We start from the raw sequence: 24280 nt of genomic DNA, 5'->3' as shown, positions 1-24280 counted from the left end.
TGCCCTAGTCGAGATGCCTTTTAGCGGTTTAGTTTGAGTGCTCTGGCGCGTCGCTCAGCCGGCCATGCAAGACCAGAGCGCGAATATCTTCCCAGACTTCGTCGGCATTGGTCTCATTGATAATCTCATGGCGCGCCTCGGGATAGAGTTTATAGCTCACCAACCGCCGCTCAGCGCGGCGCAGTTGGCCGGCGAAGCGCTCAATGCCTCGACCGAACTCACCAACGGGGTCAGCACCGCCCGACAATAGGTGAATCGGTACCGTGCTCGGCCAGCCCGCCGGTTGCAGCGTGAGCATGCCGCCGATAAAATCCTGCCATAGCCCCAGAGAACAGGAAAAGCCGCAATAGGGATCATCGATATAGGCATCAACCTGCTCGGCGTCCCGACTGAGCCAATCGCTCGCGGTGCGATTGGGTCGAAACGGGCGATTGAACTGACCAAAGCTGAGGAAGTCGACTAGACCACTGGTTGCACGACGGCCCTTCAGCGCTGCGATCACAGCGATCAATGCCTGGGAGATCAGCAGCTTGGGACGGTCGACTCGATTACTTGCACTAAAAATAACCTGGCTCACCGAATCGCCATAGGCCTGTAGATAACTTTGGCCGATAAAGGATCCCATGCTGTGTCCGAGCAGGGTAATAGGACAATCGGGGATCTGCGCCTTGGCAAAACAAACCGCTTGATGCAAATCATCAACTACCCGTGTCCAGCCTCGATGATCGGCAAAATAGCCGAGTTTAGCGTCGTCGCAATCCATGCCATGGCCCCGATGGTTTAGCGCTATTACGGCTATATCCGACTCGGTCAGCCATTCGGCCAAGGGCGCATAGCGTTCACAATACTCCGCCATGCCGTGGGCAATGATCAATATATGACGGGTGCTTCGGGGGCGCCAAAGGCGAATCGGAATATCATGCCCATCGGGCGTGGAAAGGAATTCTTCAAGGTATTGCATAGAGTACCTGCCATTGTGATGTATCGAACTTATCCACAGTCATCCACAGCTTATTCAATATATATACTATGGTTATCCTACTGGCTATCCACAGACTTTGCCGATATCGGCAGCTTGATTCGATGCGCCTGCTGATCGACCTTGGCTTTTAGATAACCGGCGTTATGTTGATTGACATAGACACCGGTATCCACTCGTTCGCTGATTTCGATCCCCGCGGCCAACAACTCATCGGCCTTATGCGGATTGTTCGACAGCAATCGGATGCGCTTCAAACCCAGGGCCACTAACATCTCCACGGCAGGGGCAAAGTTGCGTTGGTCGTGGTCAAAGCCAAGCTGCTCATTGGCCTGGTAGGTGTCCATGCCCTGATCCTGTAAGTCATAGGCATCGAGCTTGTTGTACAGGCCAATGCCACGTCCCTCTTGACGCAGGTAGAGCACGACGCCACCTTGGACGGCCATCAAGCGCTGGGCTTCCTGTAATTGTTCGCCGCAATCGCAGCGTTGTGAACCAAAGACGTCGCCGGTTAGACATTCGGAATGAATGCGAACCAGTGGCGTATCCTGCTCTTCGGGCGCACCATAGATAATGGCAATGTGTTCCTTGCCGTCGCTAAAGCCTGAAAAACTCACGAAATGAGTTGCGATAGCTTGATCGGTTAGGGGTATTGGCACGCTTGTACGTAGGGTAACGGGCATGAAAAATCCAAAAGTAACAAAGATAAGTATATAGGTGCAACTTTAGTGTATTAAAGCCTGAACTTCTTCTCATTATTTGCTTAAATTTATTGGCGGCAACGCAACCTAGGGAGGCGAAGATGGCAGAATTTGCAGTTATTGGTGCGGGTCTAGCGGGTATTAGCCTGGCCCATCAGCTTATAGAGGCTGGCCACACCTGTGTCGTATTTGAAAAGAGTCGCGGTTTGGGTGGGCGGTTGGCCACCCGACGCCTTGAACACTGGCAGGCGGATCACGGAGCGCAGTACTTTACCGCTAGCTCCGCCGCCTTTCAGGCCGAAGTAGGCCGTTGGCTGCAGCGCGGTTGGGTCAAGCCCTGGGCCGTCACACCTTGGCGCTTGACGCGCGAGCAGTTGAGTCCATCACCGGATAAACGAGAGCGTTTTGTCGGTACGCCGAACATGAATGCCATGGTGCACGGATTAGCCGAAGGCATTCCGCTCTATCGGCAAACTCGGATTGATCGTCTCGAGGCCGATGGCGATCGGTGGCGGTTATGGGACGAGCATGGCGAGCATTATGGCCGTTTTGATGCGGTAATTTTGACCGCACCGCTGGCCCAATCCCAAGCCTTATTGCCTGCTGAGGTGATCGGCGCCGCCGAGCTCGATAGCCAGAACATGACACCCACTTGGGCCGTCGCCATAGCGTTTGCTGAAACAACGGGTATCGAAGCCGATGCGGTCTTTGTTAAAGATGGGATTGTCGGCTGGGCCGCGCGCGATTCAGCCAAGCCAGATCGGCCGCAACAGCACGAAACCTGGGTGATGCATTTTACCGCTCAGTGGAGCGCAAACCACCTCGATGCGTCGCCTGAATTGCTGCAACAGCAGGTAGTCGAGGTATTGGAGCGCTTAACCAATGCCACCCTGCCCGAGATCCATCAATCATTCAGCCACCGTTGGCTCTATGCCCAAGCCACCACGCTGGAGCCGATTCAACAATGGCATCCGGCCAGTCGCATCGGCCTGGCCGGCGATTGGACCCAAGGCAATCGGATTGAGGCGGCCTGGATCAGCGCCCACCGCTTGGCGACGATCTTATTAGACGAGTTTGCCTAGCCGTCCGATCTTGCCGTGCTCACCATTGAGACTCTGATCGGTTCTGTGCTCGAGCATTAAATCTGCTCAGGGCCTTGAAGTCGCTCGAACTGGTGCCATTGCCATGGGGTAGGGCGCAACAGCTGTTGCGCCCAAAGTCGTTGAAATCTTTGAGGCAGCCGAGATGAAAATTGAAATAGTGTCCGACGTGATGTGCCCTTGGTGTGTTATCGGCTATAAAAACCTAACCCAGGCCTTAGCAGCGCTGGAACCGAAATTACGCGCCGAAATCAGTTGGCAGCCCTTCGAATTAAATCCGCAAATGCCGATCGCAGGCCAAAATATGCGCGAACATCTGCTTGAAAAGTATGGCATGACGGCCGAGCAAAGCGACTCAAATCGGACGCATATTAGCGAATTGGGCGCTAAGGCAGGCTTCAGCTTTAACTTCGCCGACGATGGCATCATGATAAACAGTTTTGATTGCCATCGATTATTGGCTTGGGCCCAAGAGCACGACAAGCAAAGCGAGTTGCAGATGGCCCTCTTTAGTGCCCATTTCACCGACAATAAGCGCCTCAACGACCGCGATACCCTATTAACACTGGTCGAGCAGGTGGGACTAACACGGGATCGAGCGTCTGAAATACTCGCCGGCGATGACTACCGGGACCTGGTCCTAGGCGAGCAACAGCGCATGCGGCAGTTGGGTATATCCGCCGTACCGACCTTTATTATTAACGACCAATATAGTATCAGCGGCGGCCAGCCTGTGGCTGCGTTCCGCCAGGCCCTAGCGCAAATTCAGGCCGAAACAAGCGGCGCCTAAGTGCATGCACAGAGCCCTGTGGTACACTGCCCACTTTTAACACCACCTCACTAAGGAAGAAGCAAATTATGTCTAACTATGATACGCCGGAATTACGCGTCAGCTACGGTATCGGTCGCCAGATGGGTGGCCAACTTTTAGAGCAGCCGTTCGACGGCCTGGATATAGCCGCAGTCACGCAAGGCGTGTTAGAGGCATTCAATCAGGTCGCCGATCCGGTCAGCAGTATCGATATGCAAAATGCCTACGATGTCATTCGTGAGCGCTTAACCAGTGCCCAAGCCGAAAAAGAGCAGGCATTGGCCGGCGACGGTGAGGTGTTTTTAACCGAAAATGCTGCACGTGATGCGGTAACGGTGACCGAATCAGGTCTGCAATACGAAGTGATCAGTGCCGGCGATGCCAGCGGTGTGAAGCCGTTGCCAACCTCAAAAGTTAAGGTGCATTATCATGGTACCCTGATCAATGGCGAAGTCTTTGACAGCTCGGTGCAACGTGGCGAGCCGATCGAATTTGCCGTTAATGGCGTGATTGCGGGTTGGACCGAAGCGCTGCAGTTGATGGTACCGGGTGATAAGTGGAAGCTCTGCATTCCCCATCAGCTCGCCTACGGCGCGCAAGGTGCCGGCGGTGCAATCGGGCCTTATCAGGCGCTGGTTTTTGAAGTCGAAATGCTCGCGATCGTTTGATCGGCGTTAGCCGGTTTCAGCCTTAGCTGACGCCGGCGCATCGGATTTTAATATGGCACAGAAACAAAAAACCGGACTGGACGCCTTGTTCAGTCCCAGCGCGCGAGTTTACAGTACCGAAAGTGGCAAGATCTGTCCGGACTGCGACCAGCCCGTAGGGGCCTGCAGTTGCGGTAATGAGATCCGCCCCGACGGTGACGGTATAGTGCGTCTGCATCGGGAAACCAAAGGCCGCAAGGGTAAGGGCGTGACGCTGATCAAGGGCGTGCTCGCAACACCGACCGAGTTAAAGCTCTTGGCCAAAGAACTCAAGGCCAGATGCGGTACCGGTGGCACCGTAAAAGACGGTGTTATCGAAATACAGGGCGATTTCCGGGACCTGCTCCTGGAAACGCTAACAACCAAGGGTTACCGAGTAAAAAAATCGGGTGGATAAGCGCATGGATAAACAAACTCAGATAGAACTTGAAGCCGCTGCCTTTCGCCGACTGGTCGCTCATTTGGACCAGAACAAGGCCGTGCAGAACATCGACCTGATGAACCTGGCCGGGTTTTGTCGTAACTGCCTGGCCAAATGGTACGCTGCGGCGGCGCAAGAACGCGGCCACCAGATCGATAAGGAGGCGGCTCGAGAGTATATCTATGGCATGCCTTACGCCGATTGGAAAGCCTTACACCAGAGCCCGGCCTCAGACGAGGGCACAGCAACCCAGCCGTCAGATCGTGGCGGAGATCAAACATGACCGAGCAATGGGCCAAGAGCGTTAGTTATCGCGTCGCGCTCGATGATTTAACTGCACGGTTCATCCAACTTAAGCAGCAGGATCGAGTCGCGCGCAGTGAGTTGATGCCCAATATCGAATCGATAGACGGCTATCTTTTTGCCATCAACAGCGTGCCGGCCAAGGTGTCGCCCAGTGAATGGCTGAGTGATCTATTACCCCTGATTCAGATCACAGGGGAAGCGCCAGCGGCTGCGGTCAACCTATTGATTTCTTATCAGGTGCACAGTTTGGCGCGCATGGCGCAGCATCAATATGCACTACCAAGCGAGACCGACCCGCTTGCCGCGCTGAAACCGGCCAGCGCGCTCAACAGCTTCAGCCATGGCTTTGAAGTGGGTTATCGGCGGATCTCGACCATCTGGTCGGCCTCCATCCCGGAGGAATTGCGCACTGAATTGACGTCACAGGTCTTTGCCCTGAAGTTTTTTGCCAGTACCGAAAACGCTAAGCTCTATCTCTCGGCGCGCAAGTCGCCGATGCGGCCCGATCAATTAGCGGAACAGGTGCTGAATAATCTGCCTAAGGCTGCCGACCTGCACGTGCGCTTGGGCATGGCGTTGGACTCTGAACGCGGTACCGCTCACTAGGCCATGGCGCGGATCTGCGCCTAAAAACGTCGATAGACGCCCAGGCTGGCTCGGTATGAGGTCAGCTTGCCGGGGAACTTGAGTTCTTTCCAGAGCTGTTCGAGCGCGGCCGGGTCTTGATAGAGCAGCACGGCATCGACGGCATACTTCTCCATGACCCTGACCCAGCCAACCCCCATCTGAAAGCCGCCAAAGGGTTGCGAGCTATTATCTGGCAAGACAAAACGCCGACTGGCGTATCCGGCCTGGGCAAATAGGTGATTGCCCAAACGCGTTAAGCCACTACCAACCTTAATATTAAGATCCCAACCACTTAAGGCGAAGCCCTTATCACCGTTCAGGTGCATGGCATGGCCATAGTTGCCGCGCAGCGCAAACGCATCAAAGGTCCACTCACCGGCTAGCGCCGCGCCGGCAAAGATATTGCCCGGGCCGTTATCCCAGAGCCATTGGTCACCCGCAAGTTGGATACCGATTTGCAGTTGGCTTGGCTTGGCATCTGCCACCGCACCGTGACAGTGATCGTCACTCGATGGAGTATCCCGATGGCAATCATATTGATCCACCGCTCCTGGCGAGGCGAGGGCGGGGAGGGCTGCAAACAGTGCGAGCGCCACAACAGCAATCTTCATCGATTAGAGCATTCCCACAACTATCAAATATAAGGCTGGCTTAAAAACGCCACCCCAGTGCTAAACGTATATCGAAATGTACCACATCGGTGCGACTGCCGGTTTGTTTCGTTAAATAGTCTATTACGGCCGCCGGGTCGCGATAGGTGCCGATCAGATCGACACTGAGCGCCTTGGTATTCCTGCCTACGCCGGCGCCGATATAATAACCGGCCAAGGTGACATCATTAGTGCTATCCCCGCTGTCGGTGAGCTCGGCATTCGACCAGCCGGCGGTGGCGTACAGTTTAGAACCCAGGCGGCCGACGCCGGGACCCAACTTGAGTCCGGCTTCCCAGCCCTGTTGCGCAACGCTCTGGTCAAAATCGACGCTGGTGCCAGCGACACCACTGACCAAGGGCAGATAAAAATAGCTGCCGGTAAGCGCTAGCCAGCGATGAGTGTATTCGGCATTGAGTGCCGCCCCAGCAAAGACAAATAGCTCCTCGCCTCCGGTCGACCAGCCTTGCGCGCGGGTATCCAGGCCGAGCACCAAGCCGCCCAGCTTGGCCAGATCGGCGGGTCCATGACAATGGTACTGGCCGGTTAGGCCATGGTCGTGGCATTCATACTTATCGAGCACACCGACATCGGCGGATGTTTGGCTGGCCAACGTGGCAGCAGCCATTAGTGCGCAGCTCACGCTCATTGCATAATGCATCAGGACTCTCCTTGACTAAAGCTCTGGCACTCTGGCACAGCAACCCTGTCATTTAAATAAAGTACTTTAGTCAGTGTATCGCAGGCCTGTAGAATAGACTTTTGGACCAGGACCTTGCCCACACCCCCAAAAAGAGTCTAGACCACAGAAGCCGGCGCCACTATGCGCTAAGCTTAAGATGTAACTCGGCCGCCTTAGCAGGCGCCGCTGACCTAAGGAAGTTCATGCTCAATCTCACACTCTTGGCGGCCTTTGTCCCGACCTTTATGTTCGTATCCTTTACCCCGGGTATGTGCATGACCCTGGCCATGACCCTGGGTATTACCATTGGCGTCAAACGAACCCTATGGATGATGTTCGGTGAACTGATTGGCGTCGGTCTGATTGCCGCGGCCGCGGTGCTCGGCGTTGCCGCCCTACTCTTGGCTGCGCCCTGGGTGTTTACCACATTTCGTTGGTTGGGCGGAGCCTATCTGGTCTGGCTCGGGCTGCAGATGTGGCGCTCTAGAGGCAAGATGGCCATTCCGGAGGATTTGGCCGGCGCGGGCTCGGCCATCAGCCGCCGGGCGCTGTTCAGTCAGGGATTCATAACCGCCATTGCTAATCCCAAGGGTTGGGCCTTCTTTATGGTCCTGCTACCACCCTTTCTCGACCAATCCCTGGCCATGGCCCCGCAGCTGAGTGCGTTGATCGCGATCATCTTATTGATCGAACTGTGTGCCCTGCTGATCTATGCTTTGGGCGGGGCAACATTGAACCGGTTGCTGCAAAAATCGTCCAATGTCCGACTCTTGAATCGGATTGCCGGCACCCTGATGCTGGCCGTGGGGGTTTGGCTGGCCTTGGGTTAATAATGCCCTGGGCTGGAATTCGCCCTCGGTAATGCGCCCTATGGTGTATCCTTCAAAATCACTCCCCGGAGCCCTAAATCTATTATGGAACTATTTTCCTATCCCCTGGTCGCAGCTATTGTCGGCAATGTTTCCGCCCAGGCGACTAAGGGCCTGATCCAAGCCATTGCCAACAAGAGCATCAGCCCAGAGGTGATCTTCGCGTCCGGTGGCATGCCCAGCAGTCATTCCGCCACAGTCGCCGCCCTGGCCATCGCCATTGGCCTGCAGGATGGCTTCGGGTCTAGTCTGTTTGCCTTAGCCTTGGTCTTTACCGGTGTGGTGGCCTACGACGCCATGGGCGTGCGTTTGGCGGCGGGACGTCATGCCGCGGCGCTCAATATATTGGTCGATGAGTTTAAACAACTGCGCGAGCTGGCCCGAGGCGATCACCCGCAACGCACCAAATTGGTGATCCGCCGCTTTCATGAGCGCATTGGCCACAGCGTCAATGAGGTGGCCGCCGGTCTGGCCGTCGGCGCCTTGATAGCACTAGGCTTGGCCCAATTGGGCTAGGCCGTCCCAACGGTTATCGCCGATCAGATTGGTCAGGCGCACGCGCAAATGGTCGCGCACCATCTCGATACGTTTGGGCAGATCACCCTGATTGGACCAGAGCAACCAAAGTTGAGTCGGCTCGATCTGCCATTCCGGCAGGACCCGGAGTAGGCGTCCTTCAGCCAGAGCATCCTGGGCCACCGCGGTAAGCAGCCGTGCGATGCCCAGGCCCTGTTCCGCGGCGATGCGTTGTGCCTGAGAACTGGGCGAGTGCCAGCACGATTTAGGCGTCACCACCTGACGCTCATTCGCCCGGGTCAGCTCCCAGGTTTTTGGCGTGCCACTGATGGTACGCAGCTGTTCCAGGTCACTGGGGCTTTGCGCAAAGCCATACAGATTGACGAACTTCGGGCTGGCACAGAGCACATGGTGGATCTCGCCCAGATGGGCCGACGCCACCTGATGACCTGGGGCCTTACCGATGCGCAAGACCAGATCGACCGGATCTCGATTGAGGTCGATTAGACTGCTGGAATAGCTGATATGTACGGTGACCTCCGGGTGCTCGCTGACCACCTCCGCCAACGCCTTGGACAGGAAGGTTTCGCCAAAAACGCCGCCGACCGAATTGATGCGCACCGGTCCGGACAGTCGGGTGGACATCAGCTTGAGGCTTGCCTCGGCTTGCTCCAAGTGTTGCATGCCTTGGCGACAGCCGGTGCGGAATTGCTCGCCTTCCGGCGTCAGGGTCAAGGAGCGGGTGGTGCGGTGCATCAACATCACACCGAGGCGATCTTCCAAGCGGCTGATCAACTGACTGATGCGACTGCGCGACAAGCCTAAGTGCTCGGCGGCCTTGGTGAAACTGCCCAAATCTGCAATGGCCAAGAAGGCCTGAATTTCTGATAAGTGATCCATTGGTTAATCCTACTAATCAATTGGGTTAATAAATGGCTAATTATCTTTCATTCTAAACCAATTACACTCGCGCATCGAAAAGTATTAACGGAGCAAATTGATATGGTGAAGCAACGATCCTTAGGAAAAAGTGGTTTGATGACCTCTGAAATTGGTTTGGGCTGCTGGCAGCTCGGCGGCGATTGGGGGCCGGTATCCGCGGATCGGGGCCGCACCATTCTGAGCGCGGCCGATGCCGCCGGGGTGACCTTTTGGGACACCGCCGATGTTTACGGCGGCGGTGTCAGCGAGCAGCTGATCGGTGATTATGCCCAGGCCCATCCGAACGCCGATCGAGTTATCGTCACCAAGGCCGGTCGCACCGACGAACTCTATGGCCAAGGCTATACGCAGGACAAGCTGCGCGCGGCGATCGATGCCTCGCGCCGGCGTTTGCAGGTCGATACACTGGCCATGGTGCAACTGCATTGCATCCCCTTTGCCGAATTGCAGCGCGGCGAGATCTTTCGCTGGCTCGAGGGCTTTAAACAGGAGGGCTTAATCGCCCATTACGGCGCGAGCGTGGAAACCATCGAGGAGGCTCTGTTCTGCCTGAACGAGACCGGTGTTGCTTCCCTCCAGTTGATTTTTAATCTGTTGCGTCAGGATATGGCCGAGCAGGTCTTACCGCTGGCCCAAGCCAAGGGCGTTGGCGTGATCGTCCGGCTCGGCTTGGCGAGCGGTCTGTTGGCCGGCAAGATGACCAAAGATCAGCGTTTTACGCCGCAGGATCACCGAACGTTCAATAGAGATGGCGCCGCTTTTCACGTCGGCGAAACCTTTTCCGGCTTGCCTTTTGAGCAGGCCATCGACCTAATCGAACAGTTACGCCCGATGGTGCCGGCGGGCCTAAACATGGCGCAACTGGCCTTGCGTTGGTTGCTCGACCACGCGGCGGTCAGTTCCGTAATTACTGGGGCCAGCTCGGCCGAGCAGATTCAGCGTAACGCCGAGGCATCCCAATTAGCGCCGCTGAGCGCCGATACCCACAAGGCCCTGGCCGACTTTTATCGCCTGCACGTGCGTGCGCACATCCGAGGCGTTATCTGATGTTACCCCTGCGCCGACTCGGCCAGACCGAGTTGCTGGTGTCTGAAGTGGGCTTCGGTGCCTGGCAATTGGGCAACGGTGATCAATGGGGCGGCATGACCGATGCACTGGCCCACAACCTGGTGCATCAGGCGATTGACCTGGGCTGTAACCTCTTCGATACGGCACCGAACTACGCCCTAAGCCATAGCGAACGGCTGCTTGGCGAGGCGCTGCAGGGTAAGCGCGACAAGGTGGTGATCGTGAGCAAGTTTGGTCACCAACCGGGCGGCGGGTTGGATTTCAGCGCCGATGGCTTTTGGCGCAGTCTGCACGGCTCCCTGGCCCGCCTGAAGACCGACTACCTGGATGTCTTCTTGGCCCATTCACCCCCGATGGACGTCCTTAATGGCCAGCATGAAATTTGGCCCGCGTTGCGCGAGGCCCAACAGCAGGGCAAAATCCGCCACTACGGTGCCAGTGTCGACTATGCCCATGAGGTGCGTGAAACGCTGCAAACCACCGATGCCCAGGTGCTGGAGCTGATGTTCAATGTATTGCATCAGGATGTCCGCCTGGCCTTCGATCTGGTGCGGCAACATGACATCGGCGTGATCACCAAGGTTCCGCTCGACAGCGGTTGGCTGAGCGGAAAATACCATGCCCAGAGTACCTTTGATGGGGTGCGCGCGCGCTGGGATGCGACCGAGGTGCGTCGGCGTGCGGCGTGCATCGATGATTTACAGTGGTTGGTCTCGGCCGATCGCAGCCTCGGTCAGCAAGCTCTCGCCTATTTGCTCAGCTATGCTGAGGTGACGGCGGTGATCCCCGGCATCCGTTCGAGCGAACAGTTACAGGCGAATTTTTCCAGTGCCGGCCTGAGCCTCAACGCCGTGCAACGATCAAAGCTGGAACAGTATTGGAATAGCCTCACCACCTCAGGCCAGCAGCTGCTACCCTGGTAACCTTTAGAATAGATGGGAGATACAATGGAATATCGTCGTTTAGGCAAGTCCGGACTGAAAGTAAGTGCCCTATCCCTGGGTTCCTGGGTGACCTTTGGCAAACAGGTCGATATGACCGATGCCACGGCGCTGCTGAAAACCGCTTATGATGCCGGCGTTAATTTTTTCGACAACGCCGAAGGCTATGAGGCCGGGCTATCGGAACAGATTATGGGTGAGGCCATTGCCGGCCTGGGCCTTGCGCGCGATACCTATGCCGTGTCGTCTAAGGTCTTTTGGGGCGGTGCCAAGCCGACCCAGATGGGCTTGAGTGCCAAGCACGTGCGCGATGCCTGCGACGCGGCATTGGTGCGCCTTAAGGTTGACTACCTGGATCTGTTTTTTTGCCACCGTCCCGATATCGACACGCCGATCGAAGAAACGGTTCGCGCCATGCACCAGTTGGTGCTGCAGGGCAAAATCATCTATTGGGGCACCTCTGAATGGTCTGCTCAGGCGATCACCGAGGCTCATGCCGTGGCCCGTCAATACAATTTGACCCCGCCGACCATGGAGCAACCGCAATACCACCTGTTGCATCGGGATAAGGTTGAGGCGGAATTTCGGCCCCTGTACGAAGATTACGGCATGGGTACGACCATCTGGTCACCGCTGGCCTCTGGTCTGCTGACCGGCAAGTACAGTGCCGGCATTCCCGATGACAGCCGGCTGGCCTTGCCCGGTTATGAGTGGCTGCGGGATCTCTGGAGCACTGCCGACGGTGCGCAGAAGATGGCGAAGATTCGCGCGCTCGGTGAATTGGCCGATAAGTTGGGCATAAGCCTGACCCATCTGTCACTGGCCTGGTGCCTGAAAAATCCGAACGTCAGCACCGTTATCCTCGGTGCGTCCAAATTGACGCAACTGGAGGATAACCTCAAAGCACTCGACTGCGTGCCGTTACTCACCCCCGAGGTGATGGCACAGATTGAAATCTGCGTCGATAATCGACCGCCTGCCGCCAAACCTTGGGGGCAATAAGTCAGCCTTGAGCCATGCATCACTGAAGAGTTTGATACTCGACGCCACGCGGTTGCGATTGATCCTCTTGTCGCTCGCAATGGGCTTGGCCGGCGCGGCCATTATGCCGGTGATGAGCACCCATTTGGCGGTAAACCTGCACATCGAGCCGATGTGGATCGGTGTCCTGTTTGCCGCCAATACCCTGTCCGGGGTCCTGGTGTCGCACTGGTTGGCCAAACAATCCGATGCCGGACTGAGCCGCATCGGTATTATTCGAGTCTGCGTCTCGATTTCCTTCGTGGCCTCCATCGGGCTGGGTTTGGCCGAACAATACTGGCTGCTGCTAATTACCGGGATGCTGATGTTTGGTGCGGTGTCGCCGGTGCAGCCGCAGCTCTTTGCGCTGGCGCGCGAGCAGGTTGGCGATGCCGATGCCACCCTGTTTCAGTCGCTCTTGCGCGCAACCTTCTCGCTCAGCTGGATTATCGGGCCACCGCTCGCCTACCTACTGTTCGCCCGGATTGGCTTCTTAGGCCTGACCCTGATCTGCGCGCTGATTTTCTTGCTTACCCGTCTGAATGTTGCCTCAATCCAAGACGCGCCGCTGCCCGCCGTGCGCACCGAGCCGCAGCCGACTGATAGTCGCCTGAAATGGATGATCCTGGCGATTGCCGCCACCTTTGCCTCGAACAATATGTATATCGTCTATATGCCGATTTACAGCTACGACAGCTTGCAACTGGCGGCCGTGGTGCCGGGCTTTCTGATGGGCGCCGCCGCCGGACTGGAAATCCCCATTATGATTGGCGCCGGCATTTTCGCCGGTCGTTGGCGCCTGTTTTCCCCGCTCAAACTGGCCGCTGGCTGTGGCCTGCTGTTCTATTTGGGGGTTTATTGGTCCGACAGTCTGGTCCCGCTGGTGCTGTTGCAGATCTTTAATGGCGCCTTTATCGGCGTGATGGCGGGCCTGGGTATCTCGGTATTTCAGGCCCTGATGCAGGGTCGGATGGGCATGGCATCGACCCTGTACAGTAACGCCATCAAGGTCGGCAGTCTGGTCGGCGCCCTGTTAGGCGGTGCCGTTGCCCAGTGGCTGAGTATTCAGGCGGTATTTGGCGTCTGCGCCCTGATGGCGCTGGTGGCCTTGCTGGCTCTGGTCAAGGCCTCCGCTGGCAACCGAAGCTAACGCCCAGGCGGATCCAGCGGGGCAAAACCCTTTGTGCCCGAGCAGGGCTTGGGCTATGATTTCGGCTAATTTGAAAACGTTACCAAATCATCTGCCGAGGCTCCCCCCATGACTAAAATCAGTGACCTGCTGCTCCAGAACGCTTGGCAGAATCCGACCCTGGTGCAGCACAATCGCCTGCCGGCCCACGCGCCGCTGGCCGGCTACCGCTCGACCGACCAAGCCCGAGCGCAAATCAGCTCGCAACGACGCCTGCTTAACGGTGATTGGTCCTTTGCCTACTTCGAACGGCCCGAGGCGGTGCCCGATACAATCGTGTTCGATGCCTATCCCTTTAGCGAAACGCAGACGGTGCCCTCCAATTGGCAACTGCAGGGCCACGATCGACCGATCTACACCAATGTGCAATATCCCTTCGCCGTGAATCCACCGACTGTGCCAGTGGACAATCCGACCGGTGTCTATCGGCGAAATTTTGACCTGTCCAGTACCGATCTCCAGAGCCAGTGTCGGATCATTTTCGATGGTGCCAACGCCATGCTCTATCTGTTTTGCAACGGTCATTACGTGGGTCTGAGCAAAGACAGCCGGCTGCCGGCCGAGTTTGACCTGTCCGCCTTTGTGGTCGAGGGCCACAATCAGATTACCGCCATGGTCTTGCGCTGGTGCGATGGCAGCTATCTGGAAGATCAGGATATGTGGTGGCTCAGTGGCCTGTTCCGCGACGTGTCCCTGCTGCTCAAGCCGGCGTTCGCCATTGCCGACTATTGTGTCCAGACCCACCTAGATGCCCTCTATCGCGATGCTGAACTGCGCATCGAAACGCGTATTTCGGGCACCTTGCCGGCCGCCCCGGCCCAGCTTCGGGCGCAACTGTTCGATGCCGATCATTGCATCGCCGATGAGCGGGTCAATCTGGGCAGCGCCGCCGTCGATGAGCATGGCGGCTATCCCGAATTAGCCCATCACTCGATAGCGCTGCTCAATCCGCGCAAATGGACGGATGAAACACCCAATCTCTATACCCTGGTATTGAGCCTTGAAGACAGCCAGGGCGAGGTACTCGATGTCGAACGCACTCAGGTCGGTTTTCGCACGGTGGAGATTCGCGGCGGGCAGTTGCGGGTCAACGGCCAGGCTTTGCTGATCCGTGGCGTAAACCGACACGAGCACCACCCAACCCGTGGCCATGCCGTGACGCGCGCCGATATGGAACAAGACGTGCGCCTGATGAAGCAATTCAACTTCAATGCCGTGCGCACCTCGCACTACCCCAATCATCCCGACTTCTATGCCCTATGTGACCAATACGGGCTCTATGTGGTCGATGAGGCGAACGTTGAAACACACGGCATGTGGCCCTGCTCTCGGCTATCGGAAGATCCGCTCTGGCTCAATGCCTATGTCGAACGGATGACCCGCTTGGTGCTGCGCGATCGCAATCACCCGTCGATTATTATCTGGTCACTCGGCAATGAATCGGGTGTCGGCAAGAACCATCATGTGATGTATCAGTGGACTCAGGCGATCGATCCGACCCGCCCGATCCAATATGAAGGCGGTGGGGCCGATTCGGCGGTGACCGATATTATTTGCCCGATGTATGCGCGCGTCGATACCGATATGGCGCATCCGGCGGTGCCCAAGTGGTCCATCAAAAAATGGCTCGGTCTGCCCGATGAACAGCGCCCACTGATTCTCTGTGAATACGCGCACGCCATGGGCAATAGCCTGGGTTCGTTCGATAAGTATTGGCAGGCCTTTCGCCAATACCCCCGCTTGCAGGGTGGTTTTATTTGGGACTGGGTCGATCAGGGCCTAACCCAAGTCGATGCTCAGGGCACCGAATTTTCGGCCTATGGTGGCGACTTCGGCGATGTCCCGAACGACCGACAATTCTGTATCAATGGTCTGATGTTCCCCGATCGAACGCCCCATCCAACAGCATTCGAAGCCAAATTCTGCCAACAGCATCTGCACTTTGAGCGGATACCGGGCGATGCCTTGGCGGTGCGAGTAAGCAGTGAGTTTCTCTTTCGCAGTACCGATAATGAGATCCTGAGTTGGCGCGTGCTGGAAGACGGCGTGGCGATCCTTGCCGGTCAGGCGCCGATAATGGTCCAAGCGGGGGGCAGCGAGCGTATTGAGCTCGCGACTGCCTTGCCGCCGGTTCGTCCCGGTTGCAACTACCAGTTGACGCTCGAAGTGCACCTCAAGGCGGCCACTGCCTGGGCCGAGGCGGCGCATCTGTTGGCCCAAGCCCAGATGGCCTTGCCGATGTCGATGGCACTGGCTCCGGCTGTGATCAGGCCCAGTGGTGCGCTCACGCTGGTACTAGGCGAGATCCACAGGGTGCAGTGTGGCGCGGCCGAATGGCAGTTCAATGCCTACACCGGCCTGTTGCTCAGTTGGCGTAAGGCCGACGGTGTCGAGCTGATCGCCCGCGCGCCGCTCGACAATTTTTGGCGCGCGCCGCTCGATAACGATATTGGCACCAGCGAAGCCCATAAGATGGACCCCAATGCCTGGATGAGTCGCTGGCAGGCCGCCGGACTGGATCGCCTGGCGCGCACCCTGGTGTCGATCGATACCGAGCAGCACGAGTCGAGGGTGGCTGTCTGCGTCAGTCAGCAGCATTGTGTCGATGGTAATGTGCTGCTTGCCTCCGTTTGGCGCTATAGCTTTTATGCCGACGGCAGCTGGGACTTGGCAATCTCGGTGCAGGTGGCGCCTGGCTTACCACCCTTGGCGCGGGTCGGTATTGAATTGGGCTTGAGAGACATTCAGAGTCGAGTCGATTGGGTCGGCCGTGGGCCGCACGAGAACTATCCCGATCGCAAACATTCGGCCCTGTTCGGTGCCTATTCGGCGCCGATCGATGATTTTTTTACCCCTTATGTGTTTCCGACCGAAAGCGGCCTGCGCTGCGATTGCCAGTCGGTCCAGGTTGCCGGGGTCGCGGTTGCCGGGGCCTTTCATCTGGGCGTCAGTCGGTACAGTCAGAGCACGGTGGCCTCGGCCAAACATACCCATGAGCTGCAGAAGGATAGCTGCCTGTATCTGCGGCTCGATGCCGAGCATATGGGCGTGGGTGGGGATGATTCCTGGAGCCCCAGTGTGCATCCAGAGTTTCTCTTGGCGCGCACCGCTTATCGCTACAGCCTGACCTTTCGCTGAGGCTTAACCGCTCCGTAAGTCGCTTAATTGGGCATTGAGTCGACCATTTTCATCGGCCGCCTGAGTCAGTTGGTCTTTGGTAATGCGCAGTTCTGCCCGTCGCTCTAATATCTGCTGGTGGGCAACTTTGATCGTTGCGTAATGGTCTTTAAGCTGGCGATTGACCGAGCGTGCCTTATTCAGGGCCACCTGCCTCTGCTTCAGTTTGTTTTCCAACGACAGGCGTCTGAACCGGCTGGAGTTGGCCTGCGCGCCTAATTGTTCGGACATCTTATGGGCATAATTGGCCTGCGTTTTCAGCGCATTGAGTTGTGCCGCCAACTTTGTCGCGACGCTCGGATCGGTATGGGTAATCCGCTCTTCAAGGTCTAAGGTCGCATTGAGAATGTTGAGCTGATGGGTGCGCAATGAGGCCGCGCTGAGATGATCCCGGTTGTCGGCAACAGGGTCTGCCTTTAGCGCTCCGCGCAACCCGGCCAGTAAGCTTTTTAACTGTTGGACCTGGCCTGCCAAGCTGCGGTTGGTTTGGTGATGCTGAGCCAACTGATAGACCACAAAAGCAGCCAGTCCGATAACCATGACCGCGAGATTAACCATCACTACAACTGGAACGCTTGTTGACACTATGCCGAATCCTAAATGCTTGATACGCACCTAAAAACGATAGCAGAGGATTTTCGTTAAGTCGAACCAGTCGGCCGTTGGCAGCATCCTTGCTACCGCGCTGTATCGGCGCCACGGGCACGCGCGGTAAGCTTGTCCAGTGGCGTCTTGCTAGTGGCCTTGCTGACAGATGGCCAGATACTGTCGTACGACGGTATTGATACCGAGCTCCAGACATTCAACCACCAAAGCATGGCCGATCGAAACTTCCTGAATACCGGGGATGGTAACGAAGCGCGGCAGATTGTCCAGATTGAGGTCGTGCCCGGCGTTCACACCCAGCCCCAGGTTGACGGCCAGAGCCGCAGCCTCGTGATATTGTTGGTAGATGTCCTGTCGGTTCGGCCGATTAAAGGTGTCGGCATAGGCCTCGGTGTAGAGTTCGATCCGATCCGCTTGGGATTGGGCCGCAAGCCTTACCTGCGCCAAATCCGGATCGAGGAAGATCGAAATCCGTGTGCCGCTGTTTTTCAGTCGACTGAGGATCGGTGCTAAGAAAGCACCCTGGGTGTGAAAGTCGAAACCGTGATCGGATGTCAGTTGGCCCGGTAAATCGGGCACCAGGGTAGTCTGGTCCGGCCGAACGGCCTCGATCAGCTGGAGAAAATCTTCCGACGGATAGCCTTCGATGTTCAGTTCAATCCCGTCCAATGGGCGAATCAGGTCACCCAGGTCATGAGCATCCTGACGGGTGATATGGCGTTCGTCCGGGCGTGGGTGAATGGTGATGCCCTTAACACCCAAGGTGATGAATTTTTTCGCAAATTCCACGACATTCGGCGCATCGTGCCCGCGGGCATTGCGCAACAGGGCAATTTTATTCAGGTTCACACTGAGTTCGGTCATGCTTTATCCTCAAAAAACTCGGTTGGTGGTATTGAAGCGCGCCAGTTTAGCCCGAAGCGCCGTCGGTGGGCGATTAATTTCGTCTTGGCCGATCGGCGCACGGCCGGCAAACCTTATATCTCAAGCCCAGCCTCATCTGCGGCGACCACGTCGGTTTCGCTCAGGGCCGCCTCGGTCCAACGTTGCACGGCAGGATGAGCGAGCAATTTGACCTGATAGGCACGTGCGGCCGGCGATAGCTCAATACCATAGGTCTCAAAGCGCAGCGCCACCGGGGCATAGAAACAGTCGGCGATGCCGAAGGTGTCAAATAACCAGTTATCGGGCCGATGATCGGACCAGATGGCATCGATGCGGGCGATGTCGGCTCTACATGCAGCACTGAGGTCAACCTTGCGTTTGGCGCGAATGTTCATCGGCAGCGCGGCGCGCAGGGCCGTAAAACCGGCATGCATTTCGCAGCAGATGGCGCGCGCCTTGGCTCGGTCTGGCGCGTTGCGCGGCCAGCCTTGACCTGCCAAGTGGACCTCGGAGACATATTCACAGATAGCCAGTGAGTCCCAGACCAGAACGTCGGCGTCGACCAAAACCGGTACCTTGCCCGCTGGCGAATGCGTCAGCAATCGGGCGCGCAGTCGGTCGGGCTGGAGCGACTCGTTCACTTCGTCGAAGGGCAGGTCAAAAGCGCTCAGCAATAGCCAGGGGCGCAAGGACCAGGTTGAATAGTTCTTATTACCGATAATGAGTTTTGTAGTCATAGGGCAATGCCTCGCCAGGAGTGTTCAATCAGCAGCTGTCGATCGTCGTACAGACGCGCGACAAATTGGCAACCTGCCATCACCCGACCGACGCCCATGGGCGTGCCCGTCATGAGGATGTCGTTGTCCTGTAGGCTCATAAAGCGGGTCAGTTCTGAGATTATAGTCTGCGGCGGGTACAGCATTAGACCCGGATCGCCCGCTTGGGTCAGTTTATCGTCGATATGCAGGGTAAAGGACAGTCTATTGATGTCATCTGGCAGGGCGACAAACGGACTGAAGGTGGCTGAGCCATCGAAGGCCTTGGCTCGCTCCCAGGGCAGACCCTGCTTTTTAAGCTGGTTTTGTAGGTCGCGCCGGGTCAAATCAAGCCCCAACCCGATCCCCACCAGCGCGCCGTCACCGATCAGAAAACACAGCTCACATTCGTAATCCACCGGCCCACCAGCGTGCGCCAAGAGTCGATCGCTGATGGCGCTGCTGGGCTTATTAAAGACCACCATCGCCGAGGGTATTTCGTTGCCCAATTCGGCAATATGTCCCGCGTAGTTGCGGCCAATACAGACAATTTTACCGGGAAATATCGGGGTGTCTTTATAGATTACCGGGGTCATCGTAAATCCTCGATCGGGGTCATTTAGTCCAAAAACACAAAGCGGTCGGCACCATCAAAAAGCCGAACCTGAATGCCTTGAACCTGCTCAGGCGGGCACATTCGGGCGTTGATGCTGACTCGTGCCACGGCCGGATCGGCCTTGTCGGTGGTGCAATAGTGGGTCACGCAGCCACAGTCCGGGCAATGATGAAAGTCGATGCAGTGCTCGCCCCGACTATAGGTACGGGTGCTGCCGCGACGAACTGTGATCAGCACCTGGTCCGGGCGGAAGTGTGCCCAGCGGGCACCGTAGCGCACACAGATGGAGCAGTTACAGTCGGTGAGCAGCGTCGGCAAGAGATCGGTCGTAAAGCTGACGTTGGCGCAATGGCATTGGCCGTTTAACATGGTCTGATCTCCATTCGGTAGTCGCCCAGAGCGTTTAGGCACGGGCGCGTCGGTCGAGCCACCACTGGCCAAAAATAAGCAGGAAAGCGCCGATCATAATATAGACATCGGCTAGGTTAAAGATGCCCGTGCGCAGCCCACCAAAGCCCAGGTTGAGAAAATCGACCACGGCACCCTCATTCAGTGCCCGATCGATAAAGTTGCTGAAGCCACCGACAAACACCAGTCCCAGTGCTACCAAGGCCAATCGGTCCATCTCCTTGCTCTTGAGCAGATAGACCAGTAAGGCCAGTAAAAACAAACCCACTAAGGCGGTAAAGATTAAAAAGCGTAGGTGGGGTGGCAAGCTGGTCCCCAAGCCCAAGAAGGCGCCGGTATTTTCGGCATAGACCACTCGTATGGTGTCAAATAGAAAAGTGAACCGGGGCCCACCCTGAAGGGTTGAGCTGGCCCAGACCTTGGAGAGTTGGTCGATCAAAAGGCCGACGAAAATTAGCGGGGCCAAGATGGCCAGTCGGGCGGTCAGGGGTATGATCATGGCCGGTGAAGTGTCCAATGGTGAATGAGGCGCCCAGTATACCTGAATTTTTGAGGGCAAAAAGGTTGGCGAGGCCCAACCTGCCATCGAGCGGATTGGTCAAGGCAAATACTTCAGCGGCAACGGCTTAGCCTTAATAATATCACGCAGCAGAAAGCTCGAATGAACCCCATCGACGCCGGCAATGGTGGTGATATGTTTCAAGAGTACCTGATGGTAGTGATCCATATCGGGTACCACCACCTTGAGCTGATAATCGGAGTCCTGGCCGGTCACCAAAAAGCACTCGATGACCTCATCGATTGCGGCCACGGCCTGTTCAAAATGCTCGAACCGGTCTGGGGTGTGTCGATCCATGCGGATGCCGACTATGGCCACCAAGTTCAAGTTGAGCGCCGAGCGGTTAATCAGGGCGATACGCTGGTCGATAAAGCCGCGTTCTTCTAGATTTTTGATCCGCCGGGAGCAGGGCGAGGCCGATAATCCGATGCGCTCCGCCAGATCCTGATTGGATAGACCGGCGTCTTTTTGAAGTAGCTCGAGAATCTGTCGGTCATACCGGTCTAATTTAGATAAGTTTGCCATAATAAACTCCATTCCTGCATGATAAGAGCGTTAAAATTTATATATGCCAGTTTATATTGCGCTATTTTTTAGAATAAAGCCAAATGCGCAAGGACATTGCGATACCAATGCCCTAATCTAGTTATGTTCTTCGGCAACCTTGGCTCGACAGACTTTACCCCAGTCTGCATAGGTGACGGCAACTTACCGGTTGCGCGATCCGCCCCATGTCCGCCCACCCATCCGGTGACGAACAGGCCATATCCCGGCAGAAGAACAGGCTAGACTGAAATTTATAACCCGGATCGGACGTGCGTCCGATCCGGGTCACACGCTGCATAACCTAAACCAATAGGGTGAACCATGAGCACTTCAGAGCAACAGGACAATCATTCAGTGGCCCAGCAGATGGCTGCGGCGGGCTCGTTTGACCATCGCAAGTATAAGGCCTATCCACGTCTGAACCTGACTGACCGAACCTGGCCGGATCAGGTTATCAGTGAGGCGCCGATCTGGTGCAGTGTTGACCTACGCGATGGTAACCAGGCCCTGGTGAAACCGATGACGGTGGCCCAGAAGGTGAAGATGTTTGCCCTGTTGGTGAAGTTGGGCTTTAAGCAGATCGAAATTGGCTTTCCATCGGCGGCACAGCCGGAGTTTGATTTTGCGCGTAAGCTGATAGAGGACAACCTGATACCCGATGACGTCACGATTCAGGTCCTGACCCAGGCGCGTGAGCATCTGATCGGTAAAACCTTTGAGGCGCTCAAAGGCGTTAAGCGGGCGATTGTCCATGTCTACAACTCGACCTCGACCGTGCAGCGGGAACAAACCTTTAGCATGAGTCAGGCGCAGATTGCCGGCATCGCCGTACAGGGCGCTCGTTGGGTGCAGGAGTACGCCGCGCGCAACCCCAATACCGAGTGGACCTTTCAGTATTCTCCGGAAAGCTTCACTGGCACAGAAATAGACTACGCCATCGAGGTGTGCAATCAGGTTATCGATGTTTGGCAGCCAATCCAGGGTCAGCCGGTGATTATTAACCTGCCCGCCACGGTCGAAATGTCGACCCCCAATGTGTTTGCCGATCAAATTGAATATATGTGCCGCGCCTTGCATCAACGCGAGCAGGTGATCGTTTGCTTACACACTCACAACGATCGTGGTTGTGGCGTGGCGGCAACCGAATTGGGTCTGATGGCCGGGGCCGATCGCGTCGAGGGTGCGCTGTTAGGCAATGGTGAGCGGACCGGCAACATGGATCTGGTGACCCTGGCCATGAACCTCTATTCCCAGGGGGTGGACCCTAAACTGGATTTTAGCGATGTCCAAGAAATGCTCCGAGTCTGTCAAGAATGCACCGACTTGCCGGTACATCCGCGTCATCCGTGGGTGGGCGAACTAGTCTATACCGCTTTTTCCGGCAGTCACCAGGATGCGATCCGCAAGTCCTTGCAGTTCCACCATGACAAGGGTCTGGCTCATTGGGAAGTGGCCTATCTGCCGATCAATCCAGCCGATCTGGGGCGCGATTATGAAGCGGTCGTGCGCATCAATAGCCAGTCGGGTAAGGGGGGTGTTGCGCACGTACTGGAGCGCGACTACGGCATCGAATTGCCCAAGTGGATGCATCAACACGTCAGTAATGTGGTGCAAAAGGCGGCGGAGCAAGCCGGTTCGGAGGTGCGCAGCAAGGAAATTAAGGCGCTCTTCGATGACCATTTTGTTGCCGTGCCGGCCGGCTGGAACCTGCGCGGCTATGATTTGAGCTCGCAAAACCAACAAACCGAGGCGACCTTTCGCATCGAGGCGGCCGAACCTATTGAATTGACCGGGCGGGGTGTGGGCGCGCTCGAGGCCCTCGCCGATGCATTGGGCCGTCACTATGGCGTGGCCATTAAGGTCAGCCAGTTTGATGAACATGCGCTGCGCCAGGGCACCGACTCCGATGCGATCGCCAGTGTCTGTGTTAGCGTCGATGGGGTTGATTCGGTCGCAGCCGCGATCCATGAAGATACCACGACAGCGAATTTGCAGGCCCTGTTGTCGGCCGTCGGGCGCGCAGCCAAGCGGGTGGCCGGTCTGCAATCGGTCGGTTAAGCCCGGCAGCAAACTCCATCTGGCTGGCCATCGACCCGCTGTGGGACACTGCCCAGGTTCGGATCCCGGGCCGCAGGGTGCAAGGTTGCATCGGTGGGCTTCGGGGTCCACTTCGTAACGGCCCGCTCGGATCGGCCTAAGTAAGGAGCAGCACAGATGTTAGCAACGCTACTGGGATTGTTGGACGACAACAAGATAGCCCTGGATCAGCAAAAATCGGAAGCCATTATCGCGCTGACGACCCTGCTGTATCAGGCCGATGGCAAGGTCAAATTGACGGAACAAGACCTCTTTGCTCGCCTGCTCGAGGACTTGCCTTGGCACAACCCGGGCATTTCCAAGGCCGCCTATCACCAAGCCCTCATTGCTGACAGCCTCCAAGCCCTGAAGGGGAATCATTTGGCGGACTATCTGGCCCCGCTGGTTCCGGCACTAAAATCCGATGCACGGGTGCTGACCCTGTTGCGTGAGCTGGCAATAACCGATGGCAATTTGGATGCGAAGGAAGCGGAAATACTGCAGCTAGTGTCCAGCATGATGGTCTCGGAGCCGGCTAGCTCGAGCAAGCCCCTCAGTAACGGTAGCTGAGCACCGCACCATAGAAGTTGTAACCGTTATTGGGCAGGACCATGTCGGCATTGGACAGATGCTGATAACGTAGGCCGACCTTAAGATCGCGGTACTCCATGGCAATCCCCAAAACCTCGCCAAACTGAAAATGGGTCGATAGGCTTCGCTGCCGATTCTCCGTTAAGCTTATATAGTTAGCGCCCAGTCCGGTCTCGATAAAGGGTGCCCAGCTGAGGTTGGTCCAGCGCCACTCCAACAGAGGGGTTAAGCCTAAGGTGAGGTCGGCTGGGGAGGGCGCGGTCTGGCCCATGGCCAATTCCATGTGCCCACTGAGCGTCAGGGGGCCGACTCGGCGCAACGGGTTGGCCAGATCCCAGAGCCAGAGCAGTCGGGTTCGAGCAAAGTCTTCATCTAGGCCGTAGTCGAGTCCGACGCCCGTTAAGCGCATCGGATTCCAGGCCAATAAGGATAGGACGGAAACACCAATGGCCGCCGGACGCGCGGCTGGATTGGCGGATGCCATGCCGATAGTGAGCAGCATTAGGATGAGGCCAAGGATTTTTTTCACGAG

At 56.8% G+C, this 24280-nt stretch carries 28 protein-coding genes; 15 read left to right on the top strand and 13 right to left on the bottom strand.

What is annotated here, in order from left to right; translation table 11 throughout:
• Positions 1-28: 28 nt before the first annotated feature.
• Together REIFOR_RS16695 and ribA are read right to left on the bottom strand one after the other, a co-directional pair.
• Complete coding sequence (locus REIFOR_RS16695; RefSeq protein WP_100258634.1) at positions 29-961, bottom strand: alpha/beta fold hydrolase; 933 nt, start codon at positions 959-961, stop codon at positions 29-31.
• Positions 962-1038: 77 nt separating this feature from the next.
• A complete protein-coding gene (gene ribA / locus REIFOR_RS16690; RefSeq protein ID WP_100258633.1) occupies positions 1039-1662 on the bottom strand; it encodes a GTP cyclohydrolase II in 624 nt (207 codons plus the stop codon).
• Between the two features lie 119 nt (positions 1663-1781).
• Between ribA and REIFOR_RS16685 the strand changes: the two genes are divergently transcribed.
• The 6 genes from REIFOR_RS16685 (at position 1782) to REIFOR_RS16660 (ending at position 5631) form a co-directional block, all read left to right on the top strand.
• The gene (locus tag REIFOR_RS16685; protein WP_100258632.1) at positions 1782-2762 is read left to right on the top strand and encodes an NAD(P)/FAD-dependent oxidoreductase; all 981 of its coding nucleotides are present in this window, start codon (positions 1782-1784) and stop codon (positions 2760-2762) included.
• A 163-nt stretch (positions 2763-2925) separates the two neighbouring features.
• Positions 2926-3570, top strand: a complete 645-nt coding sequence (locus REIFOR_RS16680; protein WP_100258631.1) for a DsbA family oxidoreductase — start codon at positions 2926-2928, stop codon at positions 3568-3570.
• A 68-nt stretch (positions 3571-3638) separates the two neighbouring features.
• Positions 3639-4259 carry a BamJ family beta-barrel-assembly machinery protein gene (locus tag REIFOR_RS16675; protein WP_100258630.1) on the top strand — a complete coding sequence of 207 codons (621 nt, stop codon included), beginning with the start codon at positions 3639-3641 and terminating at the stop codon, positions 4257-4259.
• A 52-nt stretch (positions 4260-4311) separates the two neighbouring features.
• Positions 4312-4695: a translation initiation factor Sui1 gene (locus REIFOR_RS16670; protein WP_100258629.1), complete on the top strand. Its 384-nt coding sequence runs from the start codon at positions 4312-4314 to the stop codon at positions 4693-4695.
• A 4-nt stretch (positions 4696-4699) separates the two neighbouring features.
• Positions 4700-5002 carry a DUF1244 domain-containing protein gene (locus tag REIFOR_RS16665; protein ID WP_100258628.1) on the top strand — a complete coding sequence of 101 codons (303 nt, stop codon included), beginning with the start codon at positions 4700-4702 and terminating at the stop codon, positions 5000-5002.
• Positions 4999-5631 carry a UPF0149 family protein gene (locus tag REIFOR_RS16660; protein ID WP_100258627.1) on the top strand — a complete coding sequence of 211 codons (633 nt, stop codon included), beginning with the start codon at positions 4999-5001 and terminating at the stop codon, positions 5629-5631. The genes REIFOR_RS16665 and REIFOR_RS16660 overlap by 4 nt, the downstream gene beginning before the upstream one ends.
• Positions 5632-5651: 20 nt before the next feature.
• Here REIFOR_RS16660 and REIFOR_RS16655 read toward each other — a convergent pair whose 3' ends face one another.
• The gene (locus tag REIFOR_RS16655) at positions 5652-6263 is read right to left on the bottom strand and encodes a hypothetical protein (protein WP_100258626.1); all 612 of its coding nucleotides are present in this window, start codon (positions 6261-6263) and stop codon (positions 5652-5654) included.
• Between the two features lie 40 nt (positions 6264-6303).
• The gene (locus REIFOR_RS16650; RefSeq protein WP_100258625.1) at positions 6304-6963 is read right to left on the bottom strand and encodes a hypothetical protein; all 660 of its coding nucleotides are present in this window, start codon (positions 6961-6963) and stop codon (positions 6304-6306) included.
• A gap of 224 nt (positions 6964-7187) precedes the next feature.
• On the opposite strand from REIFOR_RS16650, the gene REIFOR_RS16645 reads away from it, so the two are divergent.
• Positions 7188-7814 carry a LysE family translocator gene (locus REIFOR_RS16645; protein WP_100258624.1) on the top strand — a complete coding sequence of 209 codons (627 nt, stop codon included), beginning with the start codon at positions 7188-7190 and terminating at the stop codon, positions 7812-7814.
• Positions 7815-7898: 84 nt separating this feature from the next.
• Positions 7899-8369 carry a divergent PAP2 family protein gene (locus REIFOR_RS16640; RefSeq protein WP_100258623.1) on the top strand — a complete coding sequence of 157 codons (471 nt, stop codon included), beginning with the start codon at positions 7899-7901 and terminating at the stop codon, positions 8367-8369.
• Here REIFOR_RS16640 and REIFOR_RS16635 read toward each other — a convergent pair.
• Positions 8346-9269 carry a LysR family transcriptional regulator gene (locus tag REIFOR_RS16635; RefSeq protein ID WP_100258622.1) on the bottom strand — a complete coding sequence of 308 codons (924 nt, stop codon included), beginning with the start codon at positions 9267-9269 and terminating at the stop codon, positions 8346-8348. The genes REIFOR_RS16640 and REIFOR_RS16635 overlap by 24 nt on opposite strands.
• A 102-nt stretch (positions 9270-9371) precedes the next feature.
• On the opposite strand from REIFOR_RS16635, the gene REIFOR_RS16630 reads away from it, so the two are divergent.
• The 5 genes from REIFOR_RS16630 (at position 9372) to REIFOR_RS16610 (ending at position 16667) form a co-directional block, all read left to right on the top strand.
• Entirely contained in the window at positions 9372-10358 is a 987-nt protein-coding gene (locus REIFOR_RS16630; protein WP_227003717.1) for an aldo/keto reductase, read from the top strand.
• Positions 10358-11302 (top strand): aldo/keto reductase, encoded by a 945-nt coding sequence (locus REIFOR_RS16625; protein WP_100258621.1) that lies wholly within the window; start codon positions 10358-10360, stop codon positions 11300-11302. The genes REIFOR_RS16630 and REIFOR_RS16625 overlap by 1 nt, the downstream gene beginning before the upstream one ends.
• A gap of 24 nt (positions 11303-11326) precedes the next feature.
• On the top strand, positions 11327-12322 hold the full coding sequence (locus REIFOR_RS16620) for a potassium channel beta subunit family protein (RefSeq protein ID WP_100258620.1): 996 nt from the start codon (positions 11327-11329) through the stop codon (positions 12320-12322).
• Between the two features lie 7 nt (positions 12323-12329).
• Positions 12330-13490 (top strand): sugar efflux transporter, encoded by a 1161-nt coding sequence (locus REIFOR_RS16615; protein WP_145980322.1) that lies wholly within the window; start codon positions 12330-12332, stop codon positions 13488-13490.
• Positions 13491-13598: 108 nt separating this feature from the next.
• Positions 13599-16667 carry a beta-galactosidase gene (locus REIFOR_RS16610; protein ID WP_100258618.1) on the top strand — a complete coding sequence of 1023 codons (3069 nt, stop codon included), beginning with the start codon at positions 13599-13601 and terminating at the stop codon, positions 16665-16667.
• 3 nt (positions 16668-16670) lie between these two features.
• Here the strand turns inward: REIFOR_RS16610 and REIFOR_RS16605 are convergent, their stop codons facing one another.
• From REIFOR_RS16605 to REIFOR_RS16575, 7 genes are all read right to left on the bottom strand, one after another.
• Positions 16671-17291: a hypothetical protein gene (locus tag REIFOR_RS16605; protein WP_145980321.1), complete on the bottom strand. Its 621-nt coding sequence runs from the start codon at positions 17289-17291 to the stop codon at positions 16671-16673.
• Between the two features lie 150 nt (positions 17292-17441).
• Entirely contained in the window at positions 17442-18176 is a 735-nt protein-coding gene (locus tag REIFOR_RS16600; RefSeq protein WP_100258616.1) for a pyridoxine 5'-phosphate synthase, read from the bottom strand.
• Between the two features lie 113 nt (positions 18177-18289).
• Positions 18290-18934 (bottom strand): glutathione S-transferase family protein, encoded by a 645-nt coding sequence (locus REIFOR_RS16595; RefSeq protein WP_100258615.1) that lies wholly within the window; start codon positions 18932-18934, stop codon positions 18290-18292.
• Entirely contained in the window at positions 18931-19548 is a 618-nt protein-coding gene (locus tag REIFOR_RS16590; protein WP_100258614.1) for a fumarylacetoacetate hydrolase family protein, read from the bottom strand. The genes REIFOR_RS16595 and REIFOR_RS16590 overlap by 4 nt, the downstream gene beginning before the upstream one ends.
• 23 nt (positions 19549-19571) lie before the next feature.
• Positions 19572-19937: a GFA family protein gene (locus REIFOR_RS16585; protein WP_100258613.1), complete on the bottom strand. Its 366-nt coding sequence runs from the start codon at positions 19935-19937 to the stop codon at positions 19572-19574.
• Between the two features lie 34 nt (positions 19938-19971).
• Complete coding sequence (gene lspA / locus REIFOR_RS16580) at positions 19972-20475, bottom strand: signal peptidase II (protein ID WP_100258612.1); 504 nt, start codon at positions 20473-20475, stop codon at positions 19972-19974.
• 99 nt (positions 20476-20574) lie between these two features.
• Positions 20575-21060: an Lrp/AsnC family transcriptional regulator gene (locus REIFOR_RS16575; RefSeq protein ID WP_100258825.1), complete on the bottom strand. Its 486-nt coding sequence runs from the start codon at positions 21058-21060 to the stop codon at positions 20575-20577.
• A gap of 342 nt (positions 21061-21402) precedes the next feature.
• On the opposite strand from REIFOR_RS16575, the gene leuA reads away from it, so the two are divergent.
• Together leuA and REIFOR_RS16565 are read left to right on the top strand one after the other, a co-directional pair.
• Positions 21403-23139, top strand: a complete 1737-nt coding sequence (gene leuA / locus REIFOR_RS16570) for a 2-isopropylmalate synthase (RefSeq protein ID WP_100258611.1) — start codon at positions 21403-21405, stop codon at positions 23137-23139.
• Positions 23140-23295: 156 nt separating this feature from the next.
• Positions 23296-23727, top strand: coding sequence for a TerB family tellurite resistance protein (locus REIFOR_RS16565; RefSeq protein WP_100258610.1), 432 nt, complete (start codon positions 23296-23298; stop codon positions 23725-23727).
• Here the strand turns inward: REIFOR_RS16565 and REIFOR_RS16560 are convergent.
• Complete coding sequence (locus REIFOR_RS16560) at positions 23711-24277, bottom strand: acyloxyacyl hydrolase (RefSeq protein ID WP_145980320.1); 567 nt, start codon at positions 24275-24277, stop codon at positions 23711-23713. The two genes, REIFOR_RS16565 and REIFOR_RS16560, sit on opposite strands and share 17 nt — an antisense overlap.
• Positions 24278-24280 lie beyond the last annotated feature (3 nt).

The sequence above is a fragment of the Reinekea forsetii genome, from assembly GCF_002795845.1.
In the GTDB taxonomy this organism is placed as follows: Bacteria; Pseudomonadota; Gammaproteobacteria; order Pseudomonadales; family Natronospirillaceae; genus Reinekea; species Reinekea forsetii.
This window is presented reverse-complemented; position numbering and strand designations above follow the sequence as displayed.

Coding starts and splice junctions, on each gene's coding strand:
- REIFOR_RS16695 (WP_100258634.1), bottom strand. CDS start 961: ATGCAATACCTTGAAGAATTCCTTTCCACGCCCGATGGGCATGATATT.
- ribA (WP_100258633.1), bottom strand. CDS start 1,662: ATGCCCGTTACCCTACGTACAAGCGTGCCAATACCCCTAACCGATCAA.
- REIFOR_RS16685 (WP_100258632.1), top strand. CDS start 1,782: ATGGCAGAATTTGCAGTTATTGGTGCGGGTCTAGCGGGTATTAGCCTG.
- REIFOR_RS16680 (WP_100258631.1), top strand. CDS start 2,926: ATGAAAATTGAAATAGTGTCCGACGTGATGTGCCCTTGGTGTGTTATC.
- REIFOR_RS16675 (WP_100258630.1), top strand. CDS start 3,639: ATGTCTAACTATGATACGCCGGAATTACGCGTCAGCTACGGTATCGGT.
- REIFOR_RS16670 (WP_100258629.1), top strand. CDS start 4,312: ATGGCACAGAAACAAAAAACCGGACTGGACGCCTTGTTCAGTCCCAGC.
- REIFOR_RS16665 (WP_100258628.1), top strand. CDS start 4,700: ATGGATAAACAAACTCAGATAGAACTTGAAGCCGCTGCCTTTCGCCGA.
- REIFOR_RS16660 (WP_100258627.1), top strand. CDS start 4,999: ATGACCGAGCAATGGGCCAAGAGCGTTAGTTATCGCGTCGCGCTCGAT.
- REIFOR_RS16655 (WP_100258626.1), bottom strand. CDS start 6,263: ATGAAGATTGCTGTTGTGGCGCTCGCACTGTTTGCAGCCCTCCCCGCC.
- REIFOR_RS16650 (WP_100258625.1), bottom strand. CDS start 6,963: ATGCATTATGCAATGAGCGTGAGCTGCGCACTAATGGCTGCTGCCACG.
- REIFOR_RS16645 (WP_100258624.1), top strand. CDS start 7,188: ATGCTCAATCTCACACTCTTGGCGGCCTTTGTCCCGACCTTTATGTTC.
- REIFOR_RS16640 (WP_100258623.1), top strand. CDS start 7,899: ATGGAACTATTTTCCTATCCCCTGGTCGCAGCTATTGTCGGCAATGTT.
- REIFOR_RS16635 (WP_100258622.1), bottom strand. CDS start 9,269: ATGGATCACTTATCAGAAATTCAGGCCTTCTTGGCCATTGCAGATTTG.
- REIFOR_RS16630 (WP_227003717.1), top strand. CDS start 9,372: ATGGTGAAGCAACGATCCTTAGGAAAAAGTGGTTTGATGACCTCTGAA.
- REIFOR_RS16625 (WP_100258621.1), top strand. CDS start 10,358: ATGTTACCCCTGCGCCGACTCGGCCAGACCGAGTTGCTGGTGTCTGAA.
- REIFOR_RS16620 (WP_100258620.1), top strand. CDS start 11,327: ATGGAATATCGTCGTTTAGGCAAGTCCGGACTGAAAGTAAGTGCCCTA.
- REIFOR_RS16610 (WP_100258618.1), top strand. CDS start 13,599: ATGACTAAAATCAGTGACCTGCTGCTCCAGAACGCTTGGCAGAATCCG.
- REIFOR_RS16600 (WP_100258616.1), bottom strand. CDS start 18,176: ATGACCGAACTCAGTGTGAACCTGAATAAAATTGCCCTGTTGCGCAAT.
- REIFOR_RS16595 (WP_100258615.1), bottom strand. CDS start 18,934: ATGACTACAAAACTCATTATCGGTAATAAGAACTATTCAACCTGGTCC.
- REIFOR_RS16590 (WP_100258614.1), bottom strand. CDS start 19,548: ATGACCCCGGTAATCTATAAAGACACCCCGATATTTCCCGGTAAAATT.
- REIFOR_RS16585 (WP_100258613.1), bottom strand. CDS start 19,937: ATGTTAAACGGCCAATGCCATTGCGCCAACGTCAGCTTTACGACCGAT.
- lspA (WP_100258612.1), bottom strand. CDS start 20,475: ATGATCATACCCCTGACCGCCCGACTGGCCATCTTGGCCCCGCTAATT.
- REIFOR_RS16575 (WP_100258825.1), bottom strand. CDS start 21,060: ATGGCAAACTTATCTAAATTAGACCGGTATGACCGACAGATTCTCGAG.
- leuA (WP_100258611.1), top strand. CDS start 21,403: ATGAGCACTTCAGAGCAACAGGACAATCATTCAGTGGCCCAGCAGATG.
- REIFOR_RS16565 (WP_100258610.1), top strand. CDS start 23,296: ATGTTAGCAACGCTACTGGGATTGTTGGACGACAACAAGATAGCCCTG.